Source organism: Halorubrum aquaticum (assembly GCF_900113615.1).
In the GTDB taxonomy this organism is placed as follows: domain Archaea; phylum Halobacteriota; class Halobacteria; order Halobacteriales; family Haloferacaceae; genus Halorubrum; species Halorubrum aquaticum.
The window spans coordinates 16,929-36,795 of sequence record NZ_FOPZ01000018.1; the positions used below are offsets into that span (position 1 = coordinate 16,929).

Below are 19,867 nucleotides of genomic sequence, written 5' to 3' on the forward strand. Positions count from 1 at the left end.
GATGCGAACCCGCCGCGGATCCGCCCCGCCCCCACGCCGGCTCCGAAGCTTCTTACGCCGACGGTTCCCGCCTTCGAGCATGGCTACGGACGCCCAACAGGCGTGTTTCGAGGCGGGGATCAAGTTCGGTTCGCTGTACCACCAGTTCGCGGGGACCCCCGTGAGTCCGGCGAGCGCGCGGAGCCTGGAGGCCGCGATGGCGGAGGCGATCGAGAACCAGCCGTTCTGTGCGTCGGTCGACGTGACGATCCACGACGACCGCGTCGCCGACGCGATCGACCACGTGAACGGCTACACCGAGCTGACCGGCTCGCTCATGGACGTCGAGATGCGGATCGACTACGAGGGAACCGTCGTCGACACTCGCATGGCGATGCGCGACGGCTACCCGCTGATGGAACTGGTCTCGGTGACGGAGTGACCTGACGCCAGCCGGGCCCCCGCGGCGGGGATCTCCCGTCGAACCTCCGTCCGTATACGTTCAGAACGGGCCGCGCTTTTCCAACAAGCAGAACACTATATTGTCAATATGTGATTGATCATTTGAATATCTCGGACAATACGTTTATGTTACTGAAACAGGAGTCGGTAGACGATACCGAATGAACGGATCCGAGTCGAACGGCCTCGATCACCTGTTCAGCGAGACGGTTCGGGAGACGATGAACGCCTCCGTGTACGGGGCATGGCGGTCGATCCGGGACGCGGAGGCCGTCCCGCTGAGTTTCGGCTTCCCGTATCCGGAGTCGTTCCCGAACGAGGAGCTGGTCTCGGCGGCCGAGTCCCTCTTCGAGTACGAGGGGGATCGCGCGCTCCAGTACGGCGGCGGCGAGTACGCCGACGCGCTCCCGGAGGTGATCGTCGAACGGGCCCGCGACCGTGGGATGGACTGTACGACCTCGCAGATCCATCTGACGAACGGCGCGACGAACGCGATAGACACGGCGTGTCAGACCTTCCTCGACCCCGGCGACACGGTGTTCGTCGAGGCGCCCACGTTCATGGGTGCGTTGCGGCTGTTCCGTAACTACGGGGTCGACATCGAGGGATGCGAGATGGACGCCCACGGACTCGACGTCGAGGCGCTCGCCGACGAGCTCGAGGCCCGCGAGGCGGCGGGGGCGGCACTTCCCAAACTGCTGTACACCATCCCCAACTTCCACAATCCGACGGGAGTGACGCTTCCCGAGGACCGTCGCGAGCGACTCCTCGAACTGGCGGAGACGTACGACTTCCTGGTCCTCGAGGACGACCCGTACGGACAGCTCCGGTACGACGGGGCGGAACCGCCGCCGATCAGGGCGCTCGATGGGAGCGGCCGGACGATCCGTGCCAACACGTTCTCGAAGACGGTCGCTCCGGGCGTCCGCACGGGCTGGATCGTCGCGGAGGAGTCGTTCGTCGAACAGTTCGACCGGATCAACGCGGGCGGAGAGCCCAGCTACACCCGCGGACTCATCGCCCGCTACGCCGAGGACGGTCGGCTCGACCGGGCCATCGAGGAGCTGTGTGTGGGGTATCGTGAGCGGCGGGACCGGATGCTGGAGAGCTTAGCGGAGCGGATGCCGCCGGGGACGACGTGGAGCGAGCCGGACGGTGGGTTCTTCGTCTGGCTCGAGTTCCCCGAGGGGATCGATGCCGAGGAGATGCTCCCCGACGCCATCGACGAGGGCGTGACGTACCTCCCGGGATCGTTCTTTTACGCCGACGAGGGGGGCACGCGCAACGCACGGCTCTCGTTCAGCCACGTCTCGCCCGCCGGGATCGACGAGGGGATCGCTGCGTTGGCGACCACGGTCCGCGCTGAGGCCTCGGCGGTCGAGGCCGACGACTGAACCGTCCGCGGTCTGCACCGAGGCTCGAGATCAGACGACCCGATTGCGGAGGTCGTCGAGATCGCCGGCGACGTACTGCCGGTAGTTCTCCTCGAACAGCGACCCGATCCGGTCGCCGTACTTCGGGGTCGTCCCCGCCATGTGCGGGGTGACGATCGCGTTCGGGAGGTCCCAAAGCGGGGACTCCGGAGGGAGCGGCTCCTCCTCGAAGACGTCGAGGGCGGCCCCGCGGATCCGGTTTCGCTGGAGGGCGGTCTCGAGTGCGTTCTCCTCGATCACCTCCCCGCGCGCGACGTTCACGAGGACCGAATCCGATCGCATCGACATCAACTCCTCGGTGCCGATCAGCCCGCGCGTCGCCTCGACGAGGGGGCAGGCGAGAACGAGGTAATCGGAGCGGGCGAGCAGCTCCGGCAGCTCGGAGGGTGGGTAAACCTCGTCGACGATATCGGGGGCGGTCTCGGGCGTGCGTTTCGTGCCGATCACCTCCATGTCGAACCCGGACGCAAGCTCCGCGACGCGCGTGCCGATCGCACCGACGCCGACGATCCCGAGGGTCTTCCCGCCGAGCTCGCCCGCGGAGTAATCCCGCCAGATGCCGTCGCGCTCCTGTTGGCGGATCCCCTTGTGGATCCGACGCTCGAAGACGAGCAAGTAGCCGAGGACCTGTTCGGCGATCGGGTTCGCCGCGACGCCGGCGGCGTTCGTCACCGCGATCCCTCGATCCGCGAGCTCGTCGAGATCGTACGAGTCGACCCCGGAATTGAGCGTCTGGACCCAATCTGGTGCCGCCCTCTCGGGGAGCTCCTCGCTAACCGGCCGGACGGTCAAGACGACGTCCGCATCGCCGATCGCCGCACCGGATTCCACGGCGGTCGTCGCCGTCTCGATCCGGTCCTCCGACGGGAGCGTCGCATCGAGTTGCGATCGCAGGGATCGGACGAAGTCGCCGCCGAAGACGGCCGAGACGCTGTGGTGGAGCAGTACGTCCGTACCGGCGGCGTCAGTGGTCGGGTCGACGCTGCCTTTCATACGGGTTCGATACGTCCGTTCGGATCGGTGGTGTGTGGGTTCACGTTCGGGTCGGGGTGGCGAGTTAGTGAAACGGTGATCCGACGGTAGCCGTCGTCGATCGCGCGACTGCGAGCGGTCGAACGGGGCGGCTACTTCGCATACACGCTCATCGCGTCGGGGTTGAATTCGACGGAGACCTCCTCGGAATCGGGCATGTCCGACCGTCCCTGAACGGCGACGTCGAGTTCCGGAAGCGAGTCGTCGTGGGGTTCGATCACTAGGTTCGTGCGTTCCCCGTGGAAGAAGCGGTTGACGATCGTGCCGTCGATCGTGCCGGCACCCGGCTCCGTGAGTCGGACCTCCTCGGGCCGGATGGAGGCGATCACGTCGCCTTTCACGGAGGAATCGCCCAGATCGACCGTCACCTCGGTTCCGGCATCCAGTTCGAGCCGTGGCGGGTGCGTCGTGTTCTCGACGACGCCGTCGAGGAGGTTCGTGTCACCGATGAAATCGGCGACGAACGCGGTCGCAGGCTCGCGGTAGATCTCTTTCGGCGTGCCGATCTGTTCGATCCGCCCGTCGTTCATCACGGCGAGCCGATCGGACATGCTCATCGCCACGTCCTGGTCGTGTGTCACGTAGAAGAACGTGCTCTCGACGCGGTCGTGGATCTCCTGGAGCTCGACCTGCATCTGTTGGCGCAGTTTGCGGTCGAGACTCGAGAGGGGCTCGTCCAGAAGCAGGATGTCCGGTTCGTTCACCAGCGCACGGGCGATGGCCACGCGCTGCTGTTGGCCTCCTGAAAGGTCCTGCGGCTTCCGGGTTTTGTACCCGGAGAGATCCACGATGTCGAGGTACTTCTCGATGAGCTTCTCGCGTTCGCCGGGATTGACGCCGTCCTTTTTCAGCCCATATCCCACGTTTTCGGCGACGGTCATGTGGGGGAAAAGCGAGAGGCTCTGGAACACCAGGTTCGTGTTCCGCTTGTTCGGCGGCCGGTGGATCACGTCCTCACCCTCGATGCGGATCGAACCGTCGGTGGGAGTCTCGAAACCGCTGATCATCCGCAGGGTGGTCGTCTTCCCGCAGCCGGACGGACCGAGCAGCGAGAAGAACTCCCCGCGTTGGAGGTCGATGTCGATCCCATCGACGGCGGTCGTATCGCCGAACTCCTTGCGGACGCCATCGAGTCGTACTGCCGTCATTGATGTCGTCATACCGCGACCGACCGGACGGCGCATATTCAAGCTTTCTTCCGATCAACTCGTATATTTTTGATAATACATACACCTTAAGGGAGATAGTACCTATGAATTGGGCTTATCCGGCTATCAAATAGGACGTATGATGGATAATTTTTCAGCGCCCGGATCTCGCGGCGGTAGCGGACGCCTCACACGATCTACGAAAATGGATGATCGATCCATTTATTCGCTGTAGAGGAATGGTTCAGAAGTATATTAGGACAATCACCCACTGTTCATGTGTTGTCTAGAGTAGATTTATTACATAGAAGTAGAAGTCGGTTGACGACGATGGTAGACAGACGGCAATTCATCAAGGCGGCAGGCGCGACCGGTGTTACGGGTATGGCAGGCCTGTCCGGGTGTATGGGTGGCGGCGGCGGAACCACGGTGTCGATCCTCACGTGGACGGGATACGACGGAGTCAACGATCAAATCGAGGAGGCGCTTGAGGACGTCACGCTCGACGTCTCGGTGGCCGACGGCTCCGCGAACATGTTCTCCACCGTGAACGCGGGCGGTGGTGAGGAGTATGACATCGTCATTCCGAACAACGAGTACGTCCCACGGTTCATCGATGCCGACCTGGCGGCACCGGTGGACATGGACGTAATGACCAACTTCGACGCGCTGTATCCCACGTTCCAGAGCGCGGCCGAAGGTCAGTTCGCCGACAGCGGAGACGTCTACGGGGTCCCCGTCCAGTTCGGCTGGTACGCCTACGGGTACGACAGTTCGGTGCTCCCGGAGGACCACGAACACTCCTACGAAGTCCTCTTCAGCGAGGAGATCGAGGGAGTAGACCTCACGGGAAGCATCACGCTGTACGACGGCTACTACAAGTCGATCATGGCGACGGGGCTCGCGCTCGGCTACACCGAGGCGTTCGAGGGCGACACGGTGTCGTTCACCGACGAGCAGCTCACGACGATCGAGGAGACGCTGACCGAGTTCAAGCCGAACCTCCTCGGATTCATCCACGACGAGGAGACGCTCACGCAGGACTACCAGAACGGGAACATCATCGTGTCGTTCGCGAATCGGAGCACACACGTGGGGATCATGAACGACTACGATCCCTTGGAGTTCTCCCAGCCGGCCGAGGAGGAGCTCACCTGGTTCGAGGGGGCTATCGTCACGGCCGGCTCCGAGAACAAGGAGGCAGCCTTCCAGGTGTTGAACGAGTACATCTCCCCTGAGACTGGGGCGGCACTGTCGGAGAACCGGAACATCATGAACACCTCACAGGACGCGATGGACAACATCGAAACGGAGTCGCTCCAGATCGAACCCGGCGTGCTCGAGGGGATGATCCCGTTCAAGCCCGCGGAACGGGACGAGGCGTGGATCGAGATGTTCGAACGGGTCAAGAACGCGTGAACACGAGATGAGCACCATCCAGAAGCTCGGCGACGCGTTCGAACGGCGGGGAAAGCGAGCGAAGCTGGCGTTCATGGCGGGACCAGGAGTCGGATGGCTGCTCGGGCTGATACTGGTCCCGACGGCGTTCCTCGTGATGGTGAGCTTTGCGGAGATCAACAGCTCCTACGACGTGGTGTGGTCCTTCTCGGTGTCGAACTACCGGGACCTGTTCGTCGGGGAGAGCGGGCTGTTCCAGACGCCCTTCGTCGACTCGTTCCTCCTCTCTTTGCGCATCGCGGCGGCCACCACGTTCCTGACGGTCGTTCTCGCGTACCCGGTCGCGTACCTGCTCACGCGGCTCTCCGGACGGCGGTTCAAGGTCGTGTTGTTCGCGGTCCTGGTCCCGTTCTTTACCATCTTCATCGTGCGCATCTACTCGTGGCTCTCTCTCTTCGGCAGCCAGGGGCTGATCAACTCGGCGCTGCTCGCGACCCCTCTATTCTCCGAACCGGTGGGGATCTTCGAGTACGGGATCGCGGCCGTGGTCATCTCGCTTACTCACGCCTTCTTCCCGTACATGTTGCTGACGCTGTACTCGAGTCTCGAGGGGATCGACTACGGAGTCATCGAGGCGTCGCGGGACCTCGGGGCGACGCGGATCGAGATCGCGAAGGACGTCGTTGTCCCGCTGTCGGCACAGGGGCTCATCACCGGGTGCGTCTTCGTGTTCGTCCCGGCGCTCGGGACGTTCATCACGCCGCAGTTCCTCGCACGCGGGAAGTTCACCATGATCGCCGAGGTGCTCACGGCCAGAATAAACGAACTGTACGCCATCAACTACGGCGCGGCGGGGTCGCTGTTCCTCATCATCCCGACTCTGATCGCGTTCGCGATCGTGATGCGCACCACCAGCCTGGAGGCGATGGGGTAAACCATGGCGGACAGTGAAGGACATAGTCGGCTGTCTCGTCTCGTCGGCGAGCCCGGACTCACGGGGACCGTCTCCGTCGATCGGGTCGTGAGCGCGATCGCCTCCTACGGCATGTGGGCGCTGACGCTCGGGATCATCGTGTTCCTCTGGCTCCCGCTCTCGCAGATAATAGCGCTCTCGTTCATGGAGAACTCGGCGGTGCTGTTCCCGTTCGAAGGAGTTACCCTCCAGAACTACGTCAGCCTGTTCACCAACGAGGGGCTCCTGCTGGCGGCCAGACAGAGCGCGTTCGTGGCGACGGTATCCGCCTCGGTCGCGACTCTGATCGGCGTCCCGCTGGGATTCGCCATCGCCCGCCACACCTTCCGCGGCAGAGGGATGCTCAGGGGACTCGTCATCGTCCCGCTTCTGATGCCGGGGATCATCATGGGGATCTCGCTTCTGATCCTGTTCCGCGTGATCGGGATCTCCCCCGGCTTCTTCGGGACCGTGCTCGCCCACTCGGTGTACGGACTGCCGTTCATCGTCCTGCCGGTGACCGCCAGGCTCGCCGTGTTCGACGGCAAGCTCGAGGAGGGCGCACGCGACCTCGGTGCGGACGGCCGTAGCGTGCTGAAGGACGTCACCCTCCCGATCATCTCGCCCGCGATCGCCGCGGGCTTCGTGTTCGCTTGGCTCCGCTCGTTCGAGGACTTCATCCGCGTCTTCTTCGTCGGCGGAACCATGGACGCGCTCACCAAGGAAATGTACGGCATGGTCGTCTACTCGCAGGGAACGGAGGCGATGGACCCGATGGCGACGATCATCGTGCTGGTCGTCAGCGCCGCGCTGGCCGTCGCGATCAACTTCCGGGACATCCTCGAGTACGTCTAGTCGAGCGCGGGACGGCCGTCACCGTCCCTTCGCTTTCCGTCTCTTCGCCTCCCTTCCTTCGATCGCATCCCTCCCGATCGGTCTCCGAGATCGGTTCCCGAGAAAGCGTGTGCTACGCTCCGCCGTCCGATCCCGCCGGATCGTCCGGGTCCACGTCCCGAACGGTTCCGACGCCCTTGCTCGACCCCTCGCGGAAGACGAACCGCTGGCCCGCCTCGATCAGGTACGGGCGGAACTTGAACCGGACCCGCGTCCGTCCCGTGTCGCCGGGGAGCAGCCGACCCTCCGCCGGCGCGAACGCGGCCGCCTCCGAGACGGTCTCGACGTGGACGACCGGCTCGTACCCCTCACGGATCCGGGTCGGGTGGTTGAGCACCATCACCTCCGCCTCGAACTCGCGGACCGGCTCCGGGTCGGCGTCGCGGGGGACGAGTGCCATCCCGCGTTCGATCTCCGCCTCGTCGACGCCCTTCAACGCGATCCCGACGATCCGGCCGGCCTTCGCCTTGTCGACCCGGTGGTAGTGCATCTCGATCGAGCGGACCTCGACTTCGCGGAAGGAGCCGTCGCCCATCGGACCTAAGAGGAGCTCGTCGCCCGCCTCGACGGTCCCGGAGTTGACCGTTCCGGAGGCGACCGCGCCAACGCCGGTCACCTTGTAGCTGCGGTCGACGTACATCCGGAACGTCCCGCGTTCCGGCGTCGCTCGCTTGGGCAGCGTCTCGAACAGCCGGTCGAGCGTGTCGATCCCCTCCTTGGTCACCGCGCTGGTCCGGACCAGGGGGACGACCCCGTCGCCGACCTCCGCGACCGCGACGTCGACGCCGTGACGGTCGATCAGAAGCGGCGTCTGGCCGGCGTCGCGAAGGGTGGACTCCACCTCGCGTTCGACCGCGGCGAGCCGCTCGTCGCTCACGGCGTCCGCCTTCGTGATCGCGACGATCGTGGGGAGTTCGGTCGCGAGCAGGATCCCGAGGTGTTCGCGGGTCGTCGCCGTCGGGCCGTCGTCGGCGGCGACGACGAGCAGGCCGTAATCCAGCTTCTGGCCCACCAGCCCGCGGATCGTGGTGTGGAGCCACGGCTCGTGGCCTACGGTGTCGACGAACGAGACCAGCCGGTCCGCCTCCTCGACGATCCGGGCGCGGTCCGACTTGCGGTGGGGGTTGTCCATGCGGACCGGCTCGTCGTCGTCCGCGAAGCCGTACACCGCGTACGAGAGGTCCGCCGACAGTCCGCGTTCGACCTCGTGAGGCTGGACGTCGAGGAACCCGCGGGTGCCGCCCTGTCCGTCGTCGGCCCGGCCCGTGACGAGCGTCCCGACGAGCGTCGACTTCCCGTGGTCGACGTGGCCGGCCGTCCCGACCACGAGGTGGTCGTCGTCCGCCTCGAACATCCCGCCCTCGCGGACGGTCGCGAGGCCGACGAGTCCCGCGGCGTCGCCGTCCCCGTCGGCCCCCGCGCTCCAGGTCTCCACGTCGGCGATGTGGGCGTCCGCCTCCTCCGCCAGAAGCGAGAGCACGTCCATCGTCTCCGAGAAGGCGTCAGGGGAGACCCCGGCGAGCCCGCCGTCGTCGGTGACGCCGAGGGCGTACGTCGCCTCGCCGTCCCCGGAGAGCACCCGGTGGCGGAGCTGGGCCACGAGCGACTCCATCCGGCCGTCCGCCAGGTGTACCTCGCGGGTGAGCCGTTCCTTGAACTCGATCGCCCCGCCGTCGCGCTCGCCGCGCTCGATGGCCCGCCGCAGGGCGGACCGGTCAGCGCTCATGTCGTCTCGTAGGCGACAGCCGGGCTTAACCGTTTTCGTGGTATCCGCCCCTACGGGACGCACCATTTATGCCGTCACCGCGGGGAGACGAGACATGGACACAACGGTCCCCCGCGTCGCCGAACGGCGCGTCCACGTCGTGCCGCTCGGCCACGAGCACGACCGGATCGTCGAACCCCTCCGCAGCCACGGCGCGGACGTGACGTACCTGCTCGCGGACGCCCCCGGCCGGGAGGCCGACCGCGGCGCCGTCGACTTCGAGGCGGCCGCCGCCGGCCCGGAGGGGAGCCGCGTCGACGTCGACCGACTCACCGACTACCAGCGTGACGCCTGGGCGGAGGCCGCCGAGTTCGCCGAGGTCTGCGCGCTGCCCGTCGAGCTCGCGGACGTGTACGACGTGCTCGGCGTGACGACTACCGTCGCCGCCCGCCACGACGCCGGCGAACCGGACGGCGACCGGCTGTTCGCCAACGTCTCGACCGGCCCGCGGATCGCCGCGGTCGGCGTCGCCATCGCGTGTATGGTCGTCGGTGCCCGACCCTACAGCGTCGAGCCCGAAGTCCACCGCCACGACGTGGAGGAGACGCCGCTCACCGCCGGCGTCGCGGCGACGGTCGACCTGCCGTTGTACCCGATGGACGCCCCGACGACCGACCAGGTCGCGGTGCTCGGGCGGCTCCGCGAGCGGGCCGAGCGAAACCGGACGACGGACAAGTGGAACCTGATCCAGTGGGCCCGCGAGCGCGATCTCTCGTTCCTGCGGGAGGCCGGCGAGAGCCGGACCGCGAAGTACCGCGCGCTGGAGACGCACGTGCTCTCCCCGCTCCGCGACCGCGGCTACGTCGAGTTGGAGGACGTCGGGCGCTCGGACACGGTCCACCTCACGGAGACCGGCCGGCGCGTCTTCTTCGCGTTCCAGCACAAGCTCGGGGAATCCTGAGCGGATCGAGGGATCGTCGAGGCGTCGACACGGATCGAGCGATCCGTGCGTATTGTACGGTTCATCCGGACCGTCCATGGCTAACGTAGAATCATCGACCGGGCGTCGGTTTAGGTGCGTGACGCCCCGTCGGGCGGGCGCGGCGCTCCCCCGCCCTCCCTCGCCCTCCCCTGCCCTCCGGCCGTCGCCGACCCCTCCCCCCAATCGGCGCTCGGCCGACCCTCCCCCCGTCGCGGTCCTCGCTGACGCGGTCGCGGCCGCCCGGCGGGCGTCACGGACGACGGCTCGCCCGTCGTTTCTTCTCGCGAGACGCCGCCGCTCGTGACGCGTCGTTCGGGTCGTCGGTGTCGAGACGGATCGAGCCGACCGTTCCCCGCCACGTACCCGAGAACGGTACGCACTTACGGTTTCCCCGACCAGCAGCGCACGGATCGGCGGCGACGACGCCGCCGTGGGACAGCCATGACCGACACACCGGGAACGGAGGACCGATCCGCCCCTGACGACCCATCCGTTTCCGACGAGAGGTCGGTCACTGCTCGCCTCGGCCGGGCGATAGAGACGCTGGACCCGGCGTACTTCGGGTTCGTCATGTCCACCGGGATCGTCTCCGTCGCGTTCCGGGAGCTGGGCGTCGCGGCGGTCGCTCGGCCCCTGTACGTCCTCACCGTCGGCGGCTACGGTCTGCTCCTCCTGTTCGCGGCGCGGCTGACGAGGTTCCCCGAGCGCGTGCTCGCCGACCTCCGGGACCGGGAGCGCCACTGGGGAACGTTGACGTTCGTCGTGGCGACGAACACCGTCGGCGTCCAGCTGTTGGTCTTCTCGGAGGCGACGGCGGCGGCCGCCGCGCTCTGGGCGACGACGGTGGTCGCCACCCCGCTGCTTCTGTACTACCTGTTCGCGACCGAGATCGTCGGCGCGCGCAAAGCGGACGTGAGCGAGCGCATCGACGGCGCCTTCCTGCTGGTGATCGTCTGTATGCAGTCGCTCGCGGTCCTCGGAGGGCTGTTGGCCGAGGCGCTGCCGGCGTACGCCGACGTGACCGTCCTGTTGAGCGTGAGCTACTTCGGCTCGGGATACGTGCTGTACTTCGTCGTCGTCACCGTCGTCACCTATCGACTGCTCGACGGCGCGGTCCGGCCCGACGACTGGACCGGACCGTACTGGATCACGATGGGTGCGGCGGCGATCACGACGCTCGCCGGGACCACGATCGGCCCGCAGTTGGCGTCGGCGGCGGGGTGGGCCCCGTACGCGCCGGTGATCGTCGGCGTCACGTTCCTCGCGTGGGCGATCGCCTCGTGGTGGATCCCGCTTCTCCTCGTCCTCGACGTCTGGGCGTTCCTCGCCGACGGCGTCGACTCGCGACCGCCGACGTGGGTGGTCCTCCTTCCGTGGGCGCGGCTCGGGGTCGGTCGGCGATACCACGCGTACGCGCCGACCGCGTGGGGGAGGGTCTTCCCGATGGGGATGTATACCGCCTGTACGCTGAACCTCGCCGGAATCGGCACGTTCCGGTTGCTCTCGGTCGTGCCGGCGTACTGGGGGTGGTTCGCGCTGGGCGTGTGGGGGCTGACGTTCCTCGGGATGACGCGGGCCGTCGTGCGAGTGGTCGCCGGAGGGGCGACGGCGTCCGAGTCGACCTGAGGTCCCCCGGTTCACGTCCGTTCGTCGAGGCGGGCCGCCGCCCGCTCGCGGGCGTCGTCGGCGCGCGATTCGATCCCGTCGAGTCGCCGCTCGGTCTCCTCGAGGGACGACGGATCGGAGACGAGAGACAGGTTCTCCCGCGCGGTGAAGAGGGCGGACCGGAGCGCGGCGTCGACCAGGAACGCGCCGGTCGCGGCGTCGGCCACGGCGTTTCGGTTGCCCGTCTCGATGACCGTCACGGCCGACTCGAGGACGGCCCCGCAGGCGTCGGCGATCGCGAGCGGCACGCCGACGGACCGCTTGCGGTCCGACCGTTCGAGCTCGCCGGCCGCCTCCGAGAACGACTCCTCGACGACGGTCGCGTCCGCCGCCGCGAGGTCCAGAAGCCGTCCACGTCGTCGGCGGAACTCCTCCCGGAGGTCGGCCGTCTCCGCCGAGACGGCCGCGTACTCGTCGTTCTCGAGGGTGTGGATACAGACCATCTCACAGAGCGATGCGCCCATCGCACCGGCCACGGCCGCGACGGTGCCTCCCGCGGGGGCCACGCGCTTCGACGCGACGCTCGCGAGGAACTCGTCGATCGGGGATGTCGTGGGGTTCATCGGTGGCGTTCGATCCGAACGACGGGTGGTACGCGCCCGACGACCCTTAACGGGCGTGTCGGACGGGCGAGGGGCGATCGGTCGGTCGAACACGGGCGGAACCGGCTACGATTCCTCGCGAAGTTCGACGTACGTCCGGCGGATCGTCACGGGCGTGACGCCCGCGACGTCGGCGGCTTCCTGCTGGGTACAGTCGACGTCGCACTGGCGCGCCGCGGTGTACAGGCAGGCGGCGGCGACGCCGACCGGGTTGCGGCCGTTCGCGATCCCCTCCTCGACGGCGCGGTCAGCGAGTTCGCGGGCGCGTGCCTCGACCGTCGGGGAGGCCCCGAGATCGCTCGCGAACCGCGGGAGGTACTCGGCGGGGGCGGCCGGACCGATCGGGAGCCCGAGCTCGCGGTTCATCGCGTCGAAGGCGGCGCGGTGTTCCGCCTCGGTCGCCTTCGCCTCCGCGCACACCTCGCCGACGGTCCGAGCGACGTCGGCGGTGCGGCAGGCGACGTAGACGCACGCGGCCGCGAAGCCCTCGAGCGAGCGACCCCGGAGCAGGCTCTCCGACTGCGCGGAGTCGAACAGCGCACAGGCGGTGTCCCGGAGGCTCGTCGGCAGCTCCAACGCGCCGGTGAGCCGCCGGATCTCGGTGTAGGCGTACACCTTGTTGCGGTCGCGTTTCGTGGAGATCCGCGCGCGGTTGTGTTGGGTGCGCATCCGCGCCATCCGGCGACGCTTCCGTCCCTTGAGCCGGGTCGACCGGCCGATCTCCGTCGAGAGCCCGCGGTCGTGCCGCGAGCGCGTCAGTGGCGCCCCGGTCCGCTTCGGGTTCGTGTCGTCGTCCGCGAAGGAGCGCCACTCGGGACCGTGGTCGATCCGGTCCGCCTCGAGCACGAGCCCGCAGTCGACGCAGGCGCGCTCGGCGCTGTCGACCTCGGTGCGCCCGCCGCATTCGGGGCACTCCTCGGCGGCGTGGACGGCGTCGGCCGTGGACGAGGTCGTTTCGGCGGACGCGGACGAGGTCGTTTCGGCGGTTCGAGCGGTCGTCTCGGCGACGCGGGCGTTCCGGGAACGACGCGAACGGGCGCGGGTCGAAGGTGCCTTGCTCATCACGTCTGAACCTCGGTCCCGATCCCTTACTTAAACCCCGGTGGATCGGGGGGTCGACGGTCGGATCCGCGCGCTCGAACCGACCGGTTACCGGTCGGTGATCGGGGTCGGCCCCGACGGAGTACGGTGGTTTTATCTACTCAAACGCGAGAGCGGTCGACATGACGCTGTCGGAGATCGCGGAGGGGCTCGAGGTGACCGTCGGCCAGCGCGACCGGGGCGTCGCCGTCGCCGACGACACGGAGACGCCGCTGGCCGAGCGCCTGCGCGAGCACGCGGAGGACCTGCCGTGTACGCCGGAGGCGACCGCGACGCTGGTCGACGCGTACACCGCCGGTCGAAGCGTCGGCGACGCGGCCGCGGACGCCGGCGTCGCGCCGATGACCGCCGCGAAGGCCCTCCACCGCTGTGGCGTCTCGGGCGTCTGCCCGCTCGCGCCGACCCGCCGGGGGATCGTTCGCGACTGGCTCGACGGCCGGATCGCCCGCAGCGAGGCGGTCGCGCTCACCGGCGGCGACGACGCCGACTTCGCGCTCGCGACGTACGTCGAGACGCACGACCCGGTTCCGGCGGTCGCCGACGTGGTGGGGGCGAAGCTCGCGGGGTCCTCGCCGCTCGGGTCCGGCCTCGGCGCGGACGACCCCCTCGGCGACGCGCTGGGATCGTCCGACGACCTCCGCTGACTCCGCCGACCTCCGTCGCTACGTCCTCATTCGCTCGATCAGCCCCTCCTCCGAGAAGTCGACCTCGAGCGTCGTATCGAAGAGCCGGGCGTACGCGTCGGCGACCGTCCGCGAGTAGTCCCCGTCCCCCGTCGCTGTCACGGGCGCGGCCGTCACGCGCGGGTCCGTCTCCGGGAGCGTCACGTCGGCGTCGGCTGACGCTCCGTCGGCGTCGGCCTCGGCGCCGATCCCGCGGGACACCGCGACCGTCGCGTCGACGCTCGCACCCACGTCGGCGATCCGACCGTGGAGCCGCTGGAGTGCGTCGCTGCCGTGCGGCGTCGCGGGGCGGACCGCGACGACGCCGTCCGCGGCCGTGACGGCCGCGACCGCCTCGTTCGATGCCACCGGCGACGCGTCGACGACCACCGCGTCGTAGGCGGTCGCCGCCTCGTCGATCCGCCGTTCGAGCCTGCGCGCCGCCTCGGACGTCTTCGCGCGGGCGACCCGTTCGAACGGAGCACGGGCGGGGATCACGTCCGCGCGTCCCGGAAGGCTCCCGGCCTCGTCGCCTCCGCCGCCGGACCGGCCGCCGAGCGCGATCGGGTACGTCGCCGCCGACAGCGACGCGCCGGCCTCGTCGGTGAGGAGCGTCGTGAGGTCGGTTCCGATCCGACCGTGAACGTACTCGGAGAGCCCCTGCGTCGCGTACGCGGCGTCGATCACCGCCACGTCCCGACCGCCGCGCGCGCCGGCCGTCGCCAGTTCGACGGCCGTCCGTGTCGTCCCCGCGCCGCCGGTCGCCCCGACCAGCGCGAGCGTCGTCGCGTGCATGGACTCGCTCTCTGGAGTCGGTTGTTAAGCGTCGCGGATCGCCTCGGGAGGACCGCTCCGCCGACGGAACGGGAGCCCCGTCGTTCGTGCGGTCTGCCCCGGAGGTCGTCCCAACGTTTATGTTTCGATTTTCAGTACCGTGACCGGTAGATGGCAGCCATCGCAGACGGGAAGTGGCGCGCGCTCGCGCTCGTCGGCGTCGCGGAGTTGTTCGCGATGACGCTCTGGTTCAGCGGGACCGCCGTCGGACCGGAGCTGGCCGCCACGTGGGGGCTCTCTCCCGCCGAGACGGCCTGGCTGACCAACGCGGTCCAGCTCGGATTCGTCGTCGGCGCCCTCGCGTCGGCGTCGCTGACGATCGCGGACGTCGTCCCGCCGCGATACCTGTTCGCCGGCTCCGCACTGGCCGGCGCCGCGGGGACGGCGGTCATCGCGGCGGTCGTCGCGAGCGGGCCGCCCGCGATCCTCCTGCGGTTCCTGACGGGCGTCGCGCTCGCGGGCGTGTACCCCACGGGGATGAAGATGATGGCGTCGTGGTTCGACGAGGGGCGGGGGCTGGCGATCGGGGTCCTCGTGGGCGCGTTGACGGTGGGATCGGCATCTCCGCACCTCCTGCGGGCGGTCAGCGGGATCGGTCGTCCCGACGTGGTTCTGTACGGCACCGCCGCCCTCGCGGCCCTCGGGGGCGTGCTCGTCCTCGCGTACGAGGACGGTCCACATCAGCCGGAGACGGCTCCCTTCGACCCGAGCGCGATCCGGCGGATCGTCACCGACCGCGGCGTCCTCCTCGCGAACCTCGGCTACTTCGGCCACATGTGGGAGCTGTACGCGGTCTGGACGTGGATCCCCGTCTACCTCGCCGCGAGCTTCGAGGCCGGCGGAGTGGTCGCCGCCGACCGTCGCGCCGCGCTGCTCGCGTTCGCGACGATCGCCGTCGGCGGCGTCGGCGCGTGGCTGGCCGGCTCGGCGGCCGACCGCTGGGGCCGATCCGTCGTCACCAGCGCCTCGATGACCGTCTCCGGGGCCGCCTGCGTGCTCGCGGGCGTCGTCTTCGGAGCCCCGCCCGTCGTGGTCGTCCCGTTCGTTCTCGTCTGGGGCTTCGTCATCGTCGCCGACTCCGCGCAGTTCTCCGCGGCGGTCTCGGAGCTCGCCGACGAGAGCTACGTCGGGTCGGCGCTCACGCTTCAGACCGCGGTCGGGTTCCTCATCACCATCGCGTCGATCCAGCTCGTTCCCGTCGTACGCGACGCCGTCGGCTGGCGGTGGGCGTTCGCCCCGCTCGTCGTCGGGCCGCTCGTGGGAACCGCCGCGATGCTGTGGCTCCGCACGCTTCCGGCGGCCGACCGCCTGGCCGGCGGACGGGGGTGACCCGGTCGAGCGGTACCGATCGGCGGGCGGTGCTTACGATCGGCGGGCGGTGCTTACGCGTCGATCGCTCCCGCGACGTCGTCCGCGATCGCGTCCAGATCGTCGTCCGAGAGGTCGGGACGCTCCCCGCCGACCGCGTGGATCGGTGCCCCGCCGTCGCCCTCGAACCGCGGGATGACGTGTGCGTGGACGTGCGGCACCTCCTGGCCGGCCGCCTCGCCGTCGTTGATCCCGACGTTCGCCGCGTCGGCGTCGACCGCCTCCTGGACGCGCGGAGCGAGCTCGGCGACCGCGTCGAAGAGGGCGCTCGTGGGGGCGGCGTCGAGGTCGCCGATCCGGGCCGCGTGCGTCTTCGGGATCACGAGGGTGTGGCCGGGCGCGAGCGGGTTGGCGTCGAGGAACGCCAGGACCTCGTCGCTCTCGTACACCGTCCGCGCCGGGATATCGCCGGCGACGATCGAACAGAAGATACACTCGTCGGACATACGCGGGAGGTCGACGCCGCGACGTATCAAGGTTTCCCGAACGGGGGTCCGGGGCGTCGCGGAATCACTCCTCGGCGTCGGGGAACGGGACCTCGAGGAGTTCGCCGTCGTCGGGAAGGAGACACTCCCCGTCGAACGCCTCGCGCGCCTCCCGCAGGATCGGCGAGGCGTCCCCGGCGTACCGCGAGGAGACGTGGACGAGCGCGAGCCGCTTGGCGTTCGCGCGCTCCGCGATCCCGCCCGCCTCGCGGCCGGTCGAGTGGGCCGTGTCGCGGGCGCGGTCGGCCATCCCGTCGGCGAAGGTGGCGTCGTGGACGAGGAGATCGGCGTCCTCGGCGACCTCGACGGTCCGCTCTCGCGGGCGGGTGTCGGCGGTGTACACGAGCGTCCGACCGGGCCGCGGCGGCCCGACCACCTGATCGGGATCCACGACGGTTCCGTCCTCCAGTTCGACCGACTCGCCCGCGTGGAGCCGGCCGAACTTCGGCCCCACGGGCACGCCGAGCTCCTCGGCTCTCGGGCGGTCGAACCGGCCGGGGCGGTCCGCCTCCTCGAGGGCGTATCCCTGTGAGACGGTGCGGTGTGTCGTCTCGAAGGCGCGGACCTCGTAGCCGTCGGCGTCGAGCGCGACCTCGCCGGGGGCGACCTCCTCGATCCGGACCGGGAACCCCGGCTGGTGGCCCACGGCGTGGACGAGGTCGTGGAGGTCCTCGCGGGTGCCGGGCGGACAGTGTATCGAGAGCGGCTCGGTCCGGTCGTTGAACCCGAGCGTCTGGATCAGCCCCGGGATCCCGAGGACGTGGTCGCCGTGGAGGTGCGAGACGAACAGGTGATCGAGCCCGAAGCCGGTGCCGGCCCGCATCATCCCGCGTTGGGTTCCCTCGCCGCAGTCGAACAGCAGGCGGTCGCCCTCGCGATTGACGAACAGGGCGCTCGGCGCGCGCTCGGTGGTCGGGACGGCACCGCCCGTCCCGAGGAAGGTGACGCGAAGGGACATACCCGCCCTGCGGCCGGCGGGGGTAAACTCCTTTCGAGGCGGGGCGATGGACGCGAAGCGGGGCGCTGAACGCGAAGCGGGACGATGGACGCGAGACGGACCGCGGGAGTCCGTCCTCGGCCCTACGGGGGCGACGGCGACCGCCGGTCGAAGCCGACATGTGTCCGCCGCCCGGAACGCGACCATGTACGACTCGATCGCCGCACTCGTCCGTCAGGAGGGGTGGCGGGCTGAGGGGGCCGCCGCGCGCGTCCACTACGACGGCGGCGGGGACCGGTTCGCCGTGGAGTTCTACGCCGAGGCCGACGCCGTCCTCTACTGGACGGTTCCCGAGAGGACTGGAGGGAGGAGGGCGTCGCCCGCGTCGGAAGGCGGATCAGCCGCGTCCGGCACGGATTCGGCGTCCGGCACCGACACGGCCGCGCCGGTCCCGCGCGAGTCGGTCCCCGACCCGCTCCGGCGGCGGATCCGCGATGACCTGTCGGACGCCGGGGTGGACCCCGCCGTCGAGCGTCGAACGGTCTGACCCGGGGCGCGCTCGTCGCTCCGTCGGTCGTCCTCCACGGAGGCGACCGACCCCCTCGCGCTCCGATCGTGTCCTGCCGGGTACTACCCCCTCCGACCACCCTCCGACCAGTCCCGGAGCGACGCCTGTCCGTCGCCGCCCCCGGAGTCGGCGTCGTCGCCGCGGTCGTGGCCCACACCCGAACCGTCGCAGTCCGACCCCGGACCATCGCAGCCCGGTCCCGGATCACCGGCCGGCTTCCCGCCGACCCAGTCGGTGAGTCTCCGGCCGTCACCCTCCTTTCCGCCGCCGTTGCCGTCGTTTCCGCCGTCGTCGCCGTCGGTTCCGTTGCCCTCGTCGTCGCCACCGCCACCGCCGCCGTCGACCCCCTCGAACCCGCCGAGCGTCGCCTGGTCGCTGTCGGCGAAGTCCAGGTTCGACACGCGGACGCCGAGCTTGCGGACCGCCTCGTCGTCGAACTCGGAGAGCAGCTCCAGCGCCACCGACTCGACCAGGTCGGGGTCGTCGACGGGACCGGGGAGGCTGTGCGCGCGGGTGTTGACGTCGAACGGCGGACGAACCGCCTTGATCCCGATCGTGCGGTACAGACAGCCACGCTCGCGGGCGCGTCGGGCCACGTCGGCCGCGAGCGCCGAGACGGTCTCGCGCTTGCGCTCCTCGTCGGCCGTCCGCGGCAGCGACGACTCCCGCGAGAGGCTCTTGGGGAGTCCCCGCGGGGTCACCTCCCGGTCGTCCTCGCCGCGGGCACGCCGGACCAGCTCCCGGCCGCGGTCGCCGAGCTCCTCGGCCAGCGCGTCGGGGTCGGCGTCGGCCACGTCGCCCGCGGTCTCGATCCCGCGCTCCGCGAGCGCCCGCTCGGTCACGGGGCCGACCCCGTGAAGCGCCGCCGTCGGCAGCGGCGCGAGGAACGCCTCGACCGACCCGGGCGGGACGACGACGAGCCCGTCCGGCTTGTCCGCGTCGCTCGCGACCTTCGCGGCCGACATGTTCGGCGCGACGCCGACGCTCGCGGGCACGCCCGCCTCCCGCTCGATCCGCTCTTTGACGTGTCGCGCGTACCCCTCCGCGAGCGTCCGGACGTCGCTCGGCCCCGCCGCGCTGCTCGACGCCGGGTCGTCCCCGCCGACGGCGTCCCAGGCGGTCCGGTCGGTGACGTCGAGGTACGCCTCGTCGACGCTCACCTCGCGGAGGACGTCGGCGCAGTCGCGGAGCACCGCCTTCACGTCGCCGGCGACCGCCTCGTAGAACTCCATGTCGACGGGGAGGTAGCGGCCGGTTCCGTCGGGATCGGGCACGTCCGGGTCTTCGGGGTCGGCGTCAACGCGCCTCGGGAGGCGGTCGAGCGCCTCGGAGATCGGCATCGCGCTCTCGACGCCGAACGCGCGGGCCTCGTAGCTCGCGGTCGCGACCGCGCCGATCGTCTCGCCCGCCTCGTACCCCATCCCCACCACGACGGGCTCGCCGCGGAGGTCGGCGTCTCGCAGGCGCTCACAGGAGGCATAAAAACAGTCCATGTCGACGTGGAAGACGACGCGGCTCCGATCGCTCGCGTCGTCGTCCGCGTCGGCTCCGGGGAGCGTCCCGCCGTCCATCGTCCGTGCGTCGGCTCCGTGCGCCCTTAAGCGCCCGCCACGCGCGGCGGAGGTGAAACCCGGCGTTCGCGACCGACCCGACTCCGCCC

General features: G+C 69.4%; 19 protein-coding genes. 10 read left to right on the plus strand and 9 right to left on the minus strand.

Translation table 11 applies throughout. From position 1 onward, the window contains the following. The first annotated feature begins 79 nt into the window (after positions 1 to 79). Both F3H10_RS13030 and F3H10_RS13035 read left to right on the plus strand, forming a co-directional pair. Positions 80 to 421, plus strand: coding sequence for a dihydroneopterin aldolase family protein (locus F3H10_RS13030; RefSeq protein ID WP_149785194.1), 342 nt, complete (start codon positions 80 to 82; stop codon positions 419 to 421). Positions 422 to 602: 181 nt separating this feature from the next. Next, positions 603 to 1,835: an aminotransferase-like domain-containing protein gene (locus tag F3H10_RS13035; protein ID WP_149785195.1), complete on the plus strand. Its 1,233-nt coding sequence runs from the start codon at positions 603 to 605 to the stop codon at positions 1,833 to 1,835. Between the two features lie 30 nt (positions 1,836 to 1,865). Here the strand turns inward: F3H10_RS13035 and F3H10_RS13040 are convergent, their stop codons facing one another. Both F3H10_RS13040 and F3H10_RS13045 read right to left on the minus strand, forming a co-directional pair. Then, complete coding sequence (locus F3H10_RS13040) at positions 1,866 to 2,867, minus strand: D-2-hydroxyacid dehydrogenase (RefSeq protein WP_149785196.1); 1,002 nt, start codon at positions 2,865 to 2,867, stop codon at positions 1,866 to 1,868. A 131-nt stretch (positions 2,868 to 2,998) separates the two neighbouring features. Continuing rightward, complete coding sequence (locus F3H10_RS13045) at positions 2,999 to 4,066, minus strand: ABC transporter ATP-binding protein (protein WP_149785197.1); 1,068 nt, start codon at positions 4,064 to 4,066, stop codon at positions 2,999 to 3,001. Positions 4,067 to 4,438: 372 nt separating this feature from the next. Here F3H10_RS13045 and F3H10_RS13050 point away from each other — a divergent pair, with 372 nt between their 5' ends. From F3H10_RS13050 to F3H10_RS13060, 3 genes are read left to right on the plus strand one after another with little or no spacing between them, the layout of a single operon-like run. Beyond that, positions 4,439 to 5,473: an ABC transporter substrate-binding protein gene (locus F3H10_RS13050; RefSeq protein ID WP_149785198.1), complete on the plus strand. Its 1,035-nt coding sequence runs from the start codon at positions 4,439 to 4,441 to the stop codon at positions 5,471 to 5,473. A gap of 7 nt (positions 5,474 to 5,480) precedes the next feature. Next, positions 5,481 to 6,386 (plus strand): ABC transporter permease, encoded by a 906-nt coding sequence (locus tag F3H10_RS13055; RefSeq protein ID WP_149785199.1) that lies wholly within the window; start codon positions 5,481 to 5,483, stop codon positions 6,384 to 6,386. A 3-nt stretch (positions 6,387 to 6,389) separates the two neighbouring features. Next, entirely contained in the window at positions 6,390 to 7,259 is an 870-nt protein-coding gene (locus F3H10_RS13060; RefSeq protein WP_149785200.1) for an ABC transporter permease, read from the plus strand. A 112-nt stretch (positions 7,260 to 7,371) separates the two neighbouring features. Here the strand turns inward: F3H10_RS13060 and F3H10_RS13065 are convergent, their stop codons facing one another. Then, entirely contained in the window at positions 7,372 to 9,024 is a 1,653-nt protein-coding gene (locus F3H10_RS13065; protein ID WP_149785201.1) for a GTPBP1 family GTP-binding protein, read from the minus strand. A 94-nt stretch (positions 9,025 to 9,118) separates the two neighbouring features. On the opposite strand from F3H10_RS13065, the gene F3H10_RS13070 reads away from it, so the two are divergent. Continuing rightward, complete coding sequence (locus F3H10_RS13070) at positions 9,119 to 9,964, plus strand: HFX_2341 family transcriptional regulator domain-containing protein (protein ID WP_149785202.1); 846 nt, start codon at positions 9,119 to 9,121, stop codon at positions 9,962 to 9,964. A 462-nt stretch (positions 9,965 to 10,426) separates the two neighbouring features. After that, the gene (locus F3H10_RS13075) at positions 10,427 to 11,611 is read left to right on the plus strand and encodes a tellurite resistance/C4-dicarboxylate transporter family protein (protein WP_149785203.1); all 1,185 of its coding nucleotides are present in this window, start codon (positions 10,427 to 10,429) and stop codon (positions 11,609 to 11,611) included. A gap of 11 nt (positions 11,612 to 11,622) precedes the next feature. On the opposite strand, the gene F3H10_RS13080 is transcribed toward F3H10_RS13075, so the two are convergent. Together F3H10_RS13080 and F3H10_RS13085 are read right to left on the minus strand one after the other, a co-directional pair. Continuing rightward, positions 11,623 to 12,213: a cyclodeaminase/cyclohydrolase family protein gene (locus tag F3H10_RS13080; protein ID WP_149785204.1), complete on the minus strand. Its 591-nt coding sequence runs from the start codon at positions 12,211 to 12,213 to the stop codon at positions 11,623 to 11,625. Positions 12,214 to 12,318: 105 nt separating this feature from the next. Beyond that, positions 12,319 to 13,314, minus strand: coding sequence for a transcription initiation factor IIB (locus tag F3H10_RS13085; protein WP_149785205.1), 996 nt, complete (start codon positions 13,312 to 13,314; stop codon positions 12,319 to 12,321). 161 nt (positions 13,315 to 13,475) lie between these two features. Here F3H10_RS13085 and F3H10_RS13090 point away from each other — a divergent pair, with 161 nt between their 5' ends. Beyond that, a complete protein-coding gene (locus F3H10_RS13090) occupies positions 13,476 to 13,997 on the plus strand; it encodes a DUF7858 family protein (protein WP_149785206.1) in 522 nt (173 codons plus the stop codon). 18 nt (positions 13,998 to 14,015) lie between these two features. Here F3H10_RS13090 and F3H10_RS13095 read toward each other — a convergent pair whose 3' ends face one another. Further along, entirely contained in the window at positions 14,016 to 14,810 is a 795-nt protein-coding gene (locus tag F3H10_RS13095) for a P-loop NTPase family protein (RefSeq protein WP_149785207.1), read from the minus strand. 150 nt (positions 14,811 to 14,960) lie between these two features. On the opposite strand from F3H10_RS13095, the gene F3H10_RS13100 reads away from it, so the two are divergent. Next, the gene (locus tag F3H10_RS13100; RefSeq protein ID WP_149785208.1) at positions 14,961 to 16,178 is read left to right on the plus strand and encodes an MFS transporter; all 1,218 of its coding nucleotides are present in this window, start codon (positions 14,961 to 14,963) and stop codon (positions 16,176 to 16,178) included. A 53-nt stretch (positions 16,179 to 16,231) separates the two neighbouring features. Here the strand turns inward: F3H10_RS13100 and F3H10_RS13105 are convergent, their stop codons facing one another. Beyond that, positions 16,232 to 16,663: an HIT family protein gene (locus F3H10_RS13105; RefSeq protein WP_149785209.1), complete on the minus strand. Its 432-nt coding sequence runs from the start codon at positions 16,661 to 16,663 to the stop codon at positions 16,232 to 16,234. Positions 16,664 to 16,727: 64 nt separating this feature from the next. Next, positions 16,728 to 17,660, minus strand: coding sequence for a ribonuclease Z (gene rnz, locus F3H10_RS13110; protein WP_149785210.1), 933 nt, complete (start codon positions 17,658 to 17,660; stop codon positions 16,728 to 16,730). 184 nt (positions 17,661 to 17,844) lie between these two features. Here rnz and F3H10_RS13115 point away from each other — a divergent pair, with 184 nt between their 5' ends. Beyond that, positions 17,845 to 18,186 carry a DUF7538 family protein gene (locus F3H10_RS13115; RefSeq protein ID WP_149785211.1) on the plus strand — a complete coding sequence of 114 codons (342 nt, stop codon included), beginning with the start codon at positions 17,845 to 17,847 and terminating at the stop codon, positions 18,184 to 18,186. A gap of 83 nt (positions 18,187 to 18,269) precedes the next feature. Here F3H10_RS13115 and F3H10_RS13120 read toward each other — a convergent pair whose 3' ends face one another. Continuing rightward, the gene (locus F3H10_RS13120) at positions 18,270 to 19,778 is read right to left on the minus strand and encodes a DNA polymerase Y family protein (RefSeq protein WP_149785212.1); all 1,509 of its coding nucleotides are present in this window, start codon (positions 19,776 to 19,778) and stop codon (positions 18,270 to 18,272) included. Positions 19,779 to 19,867 lie beyond the last annotated feature (89 nt).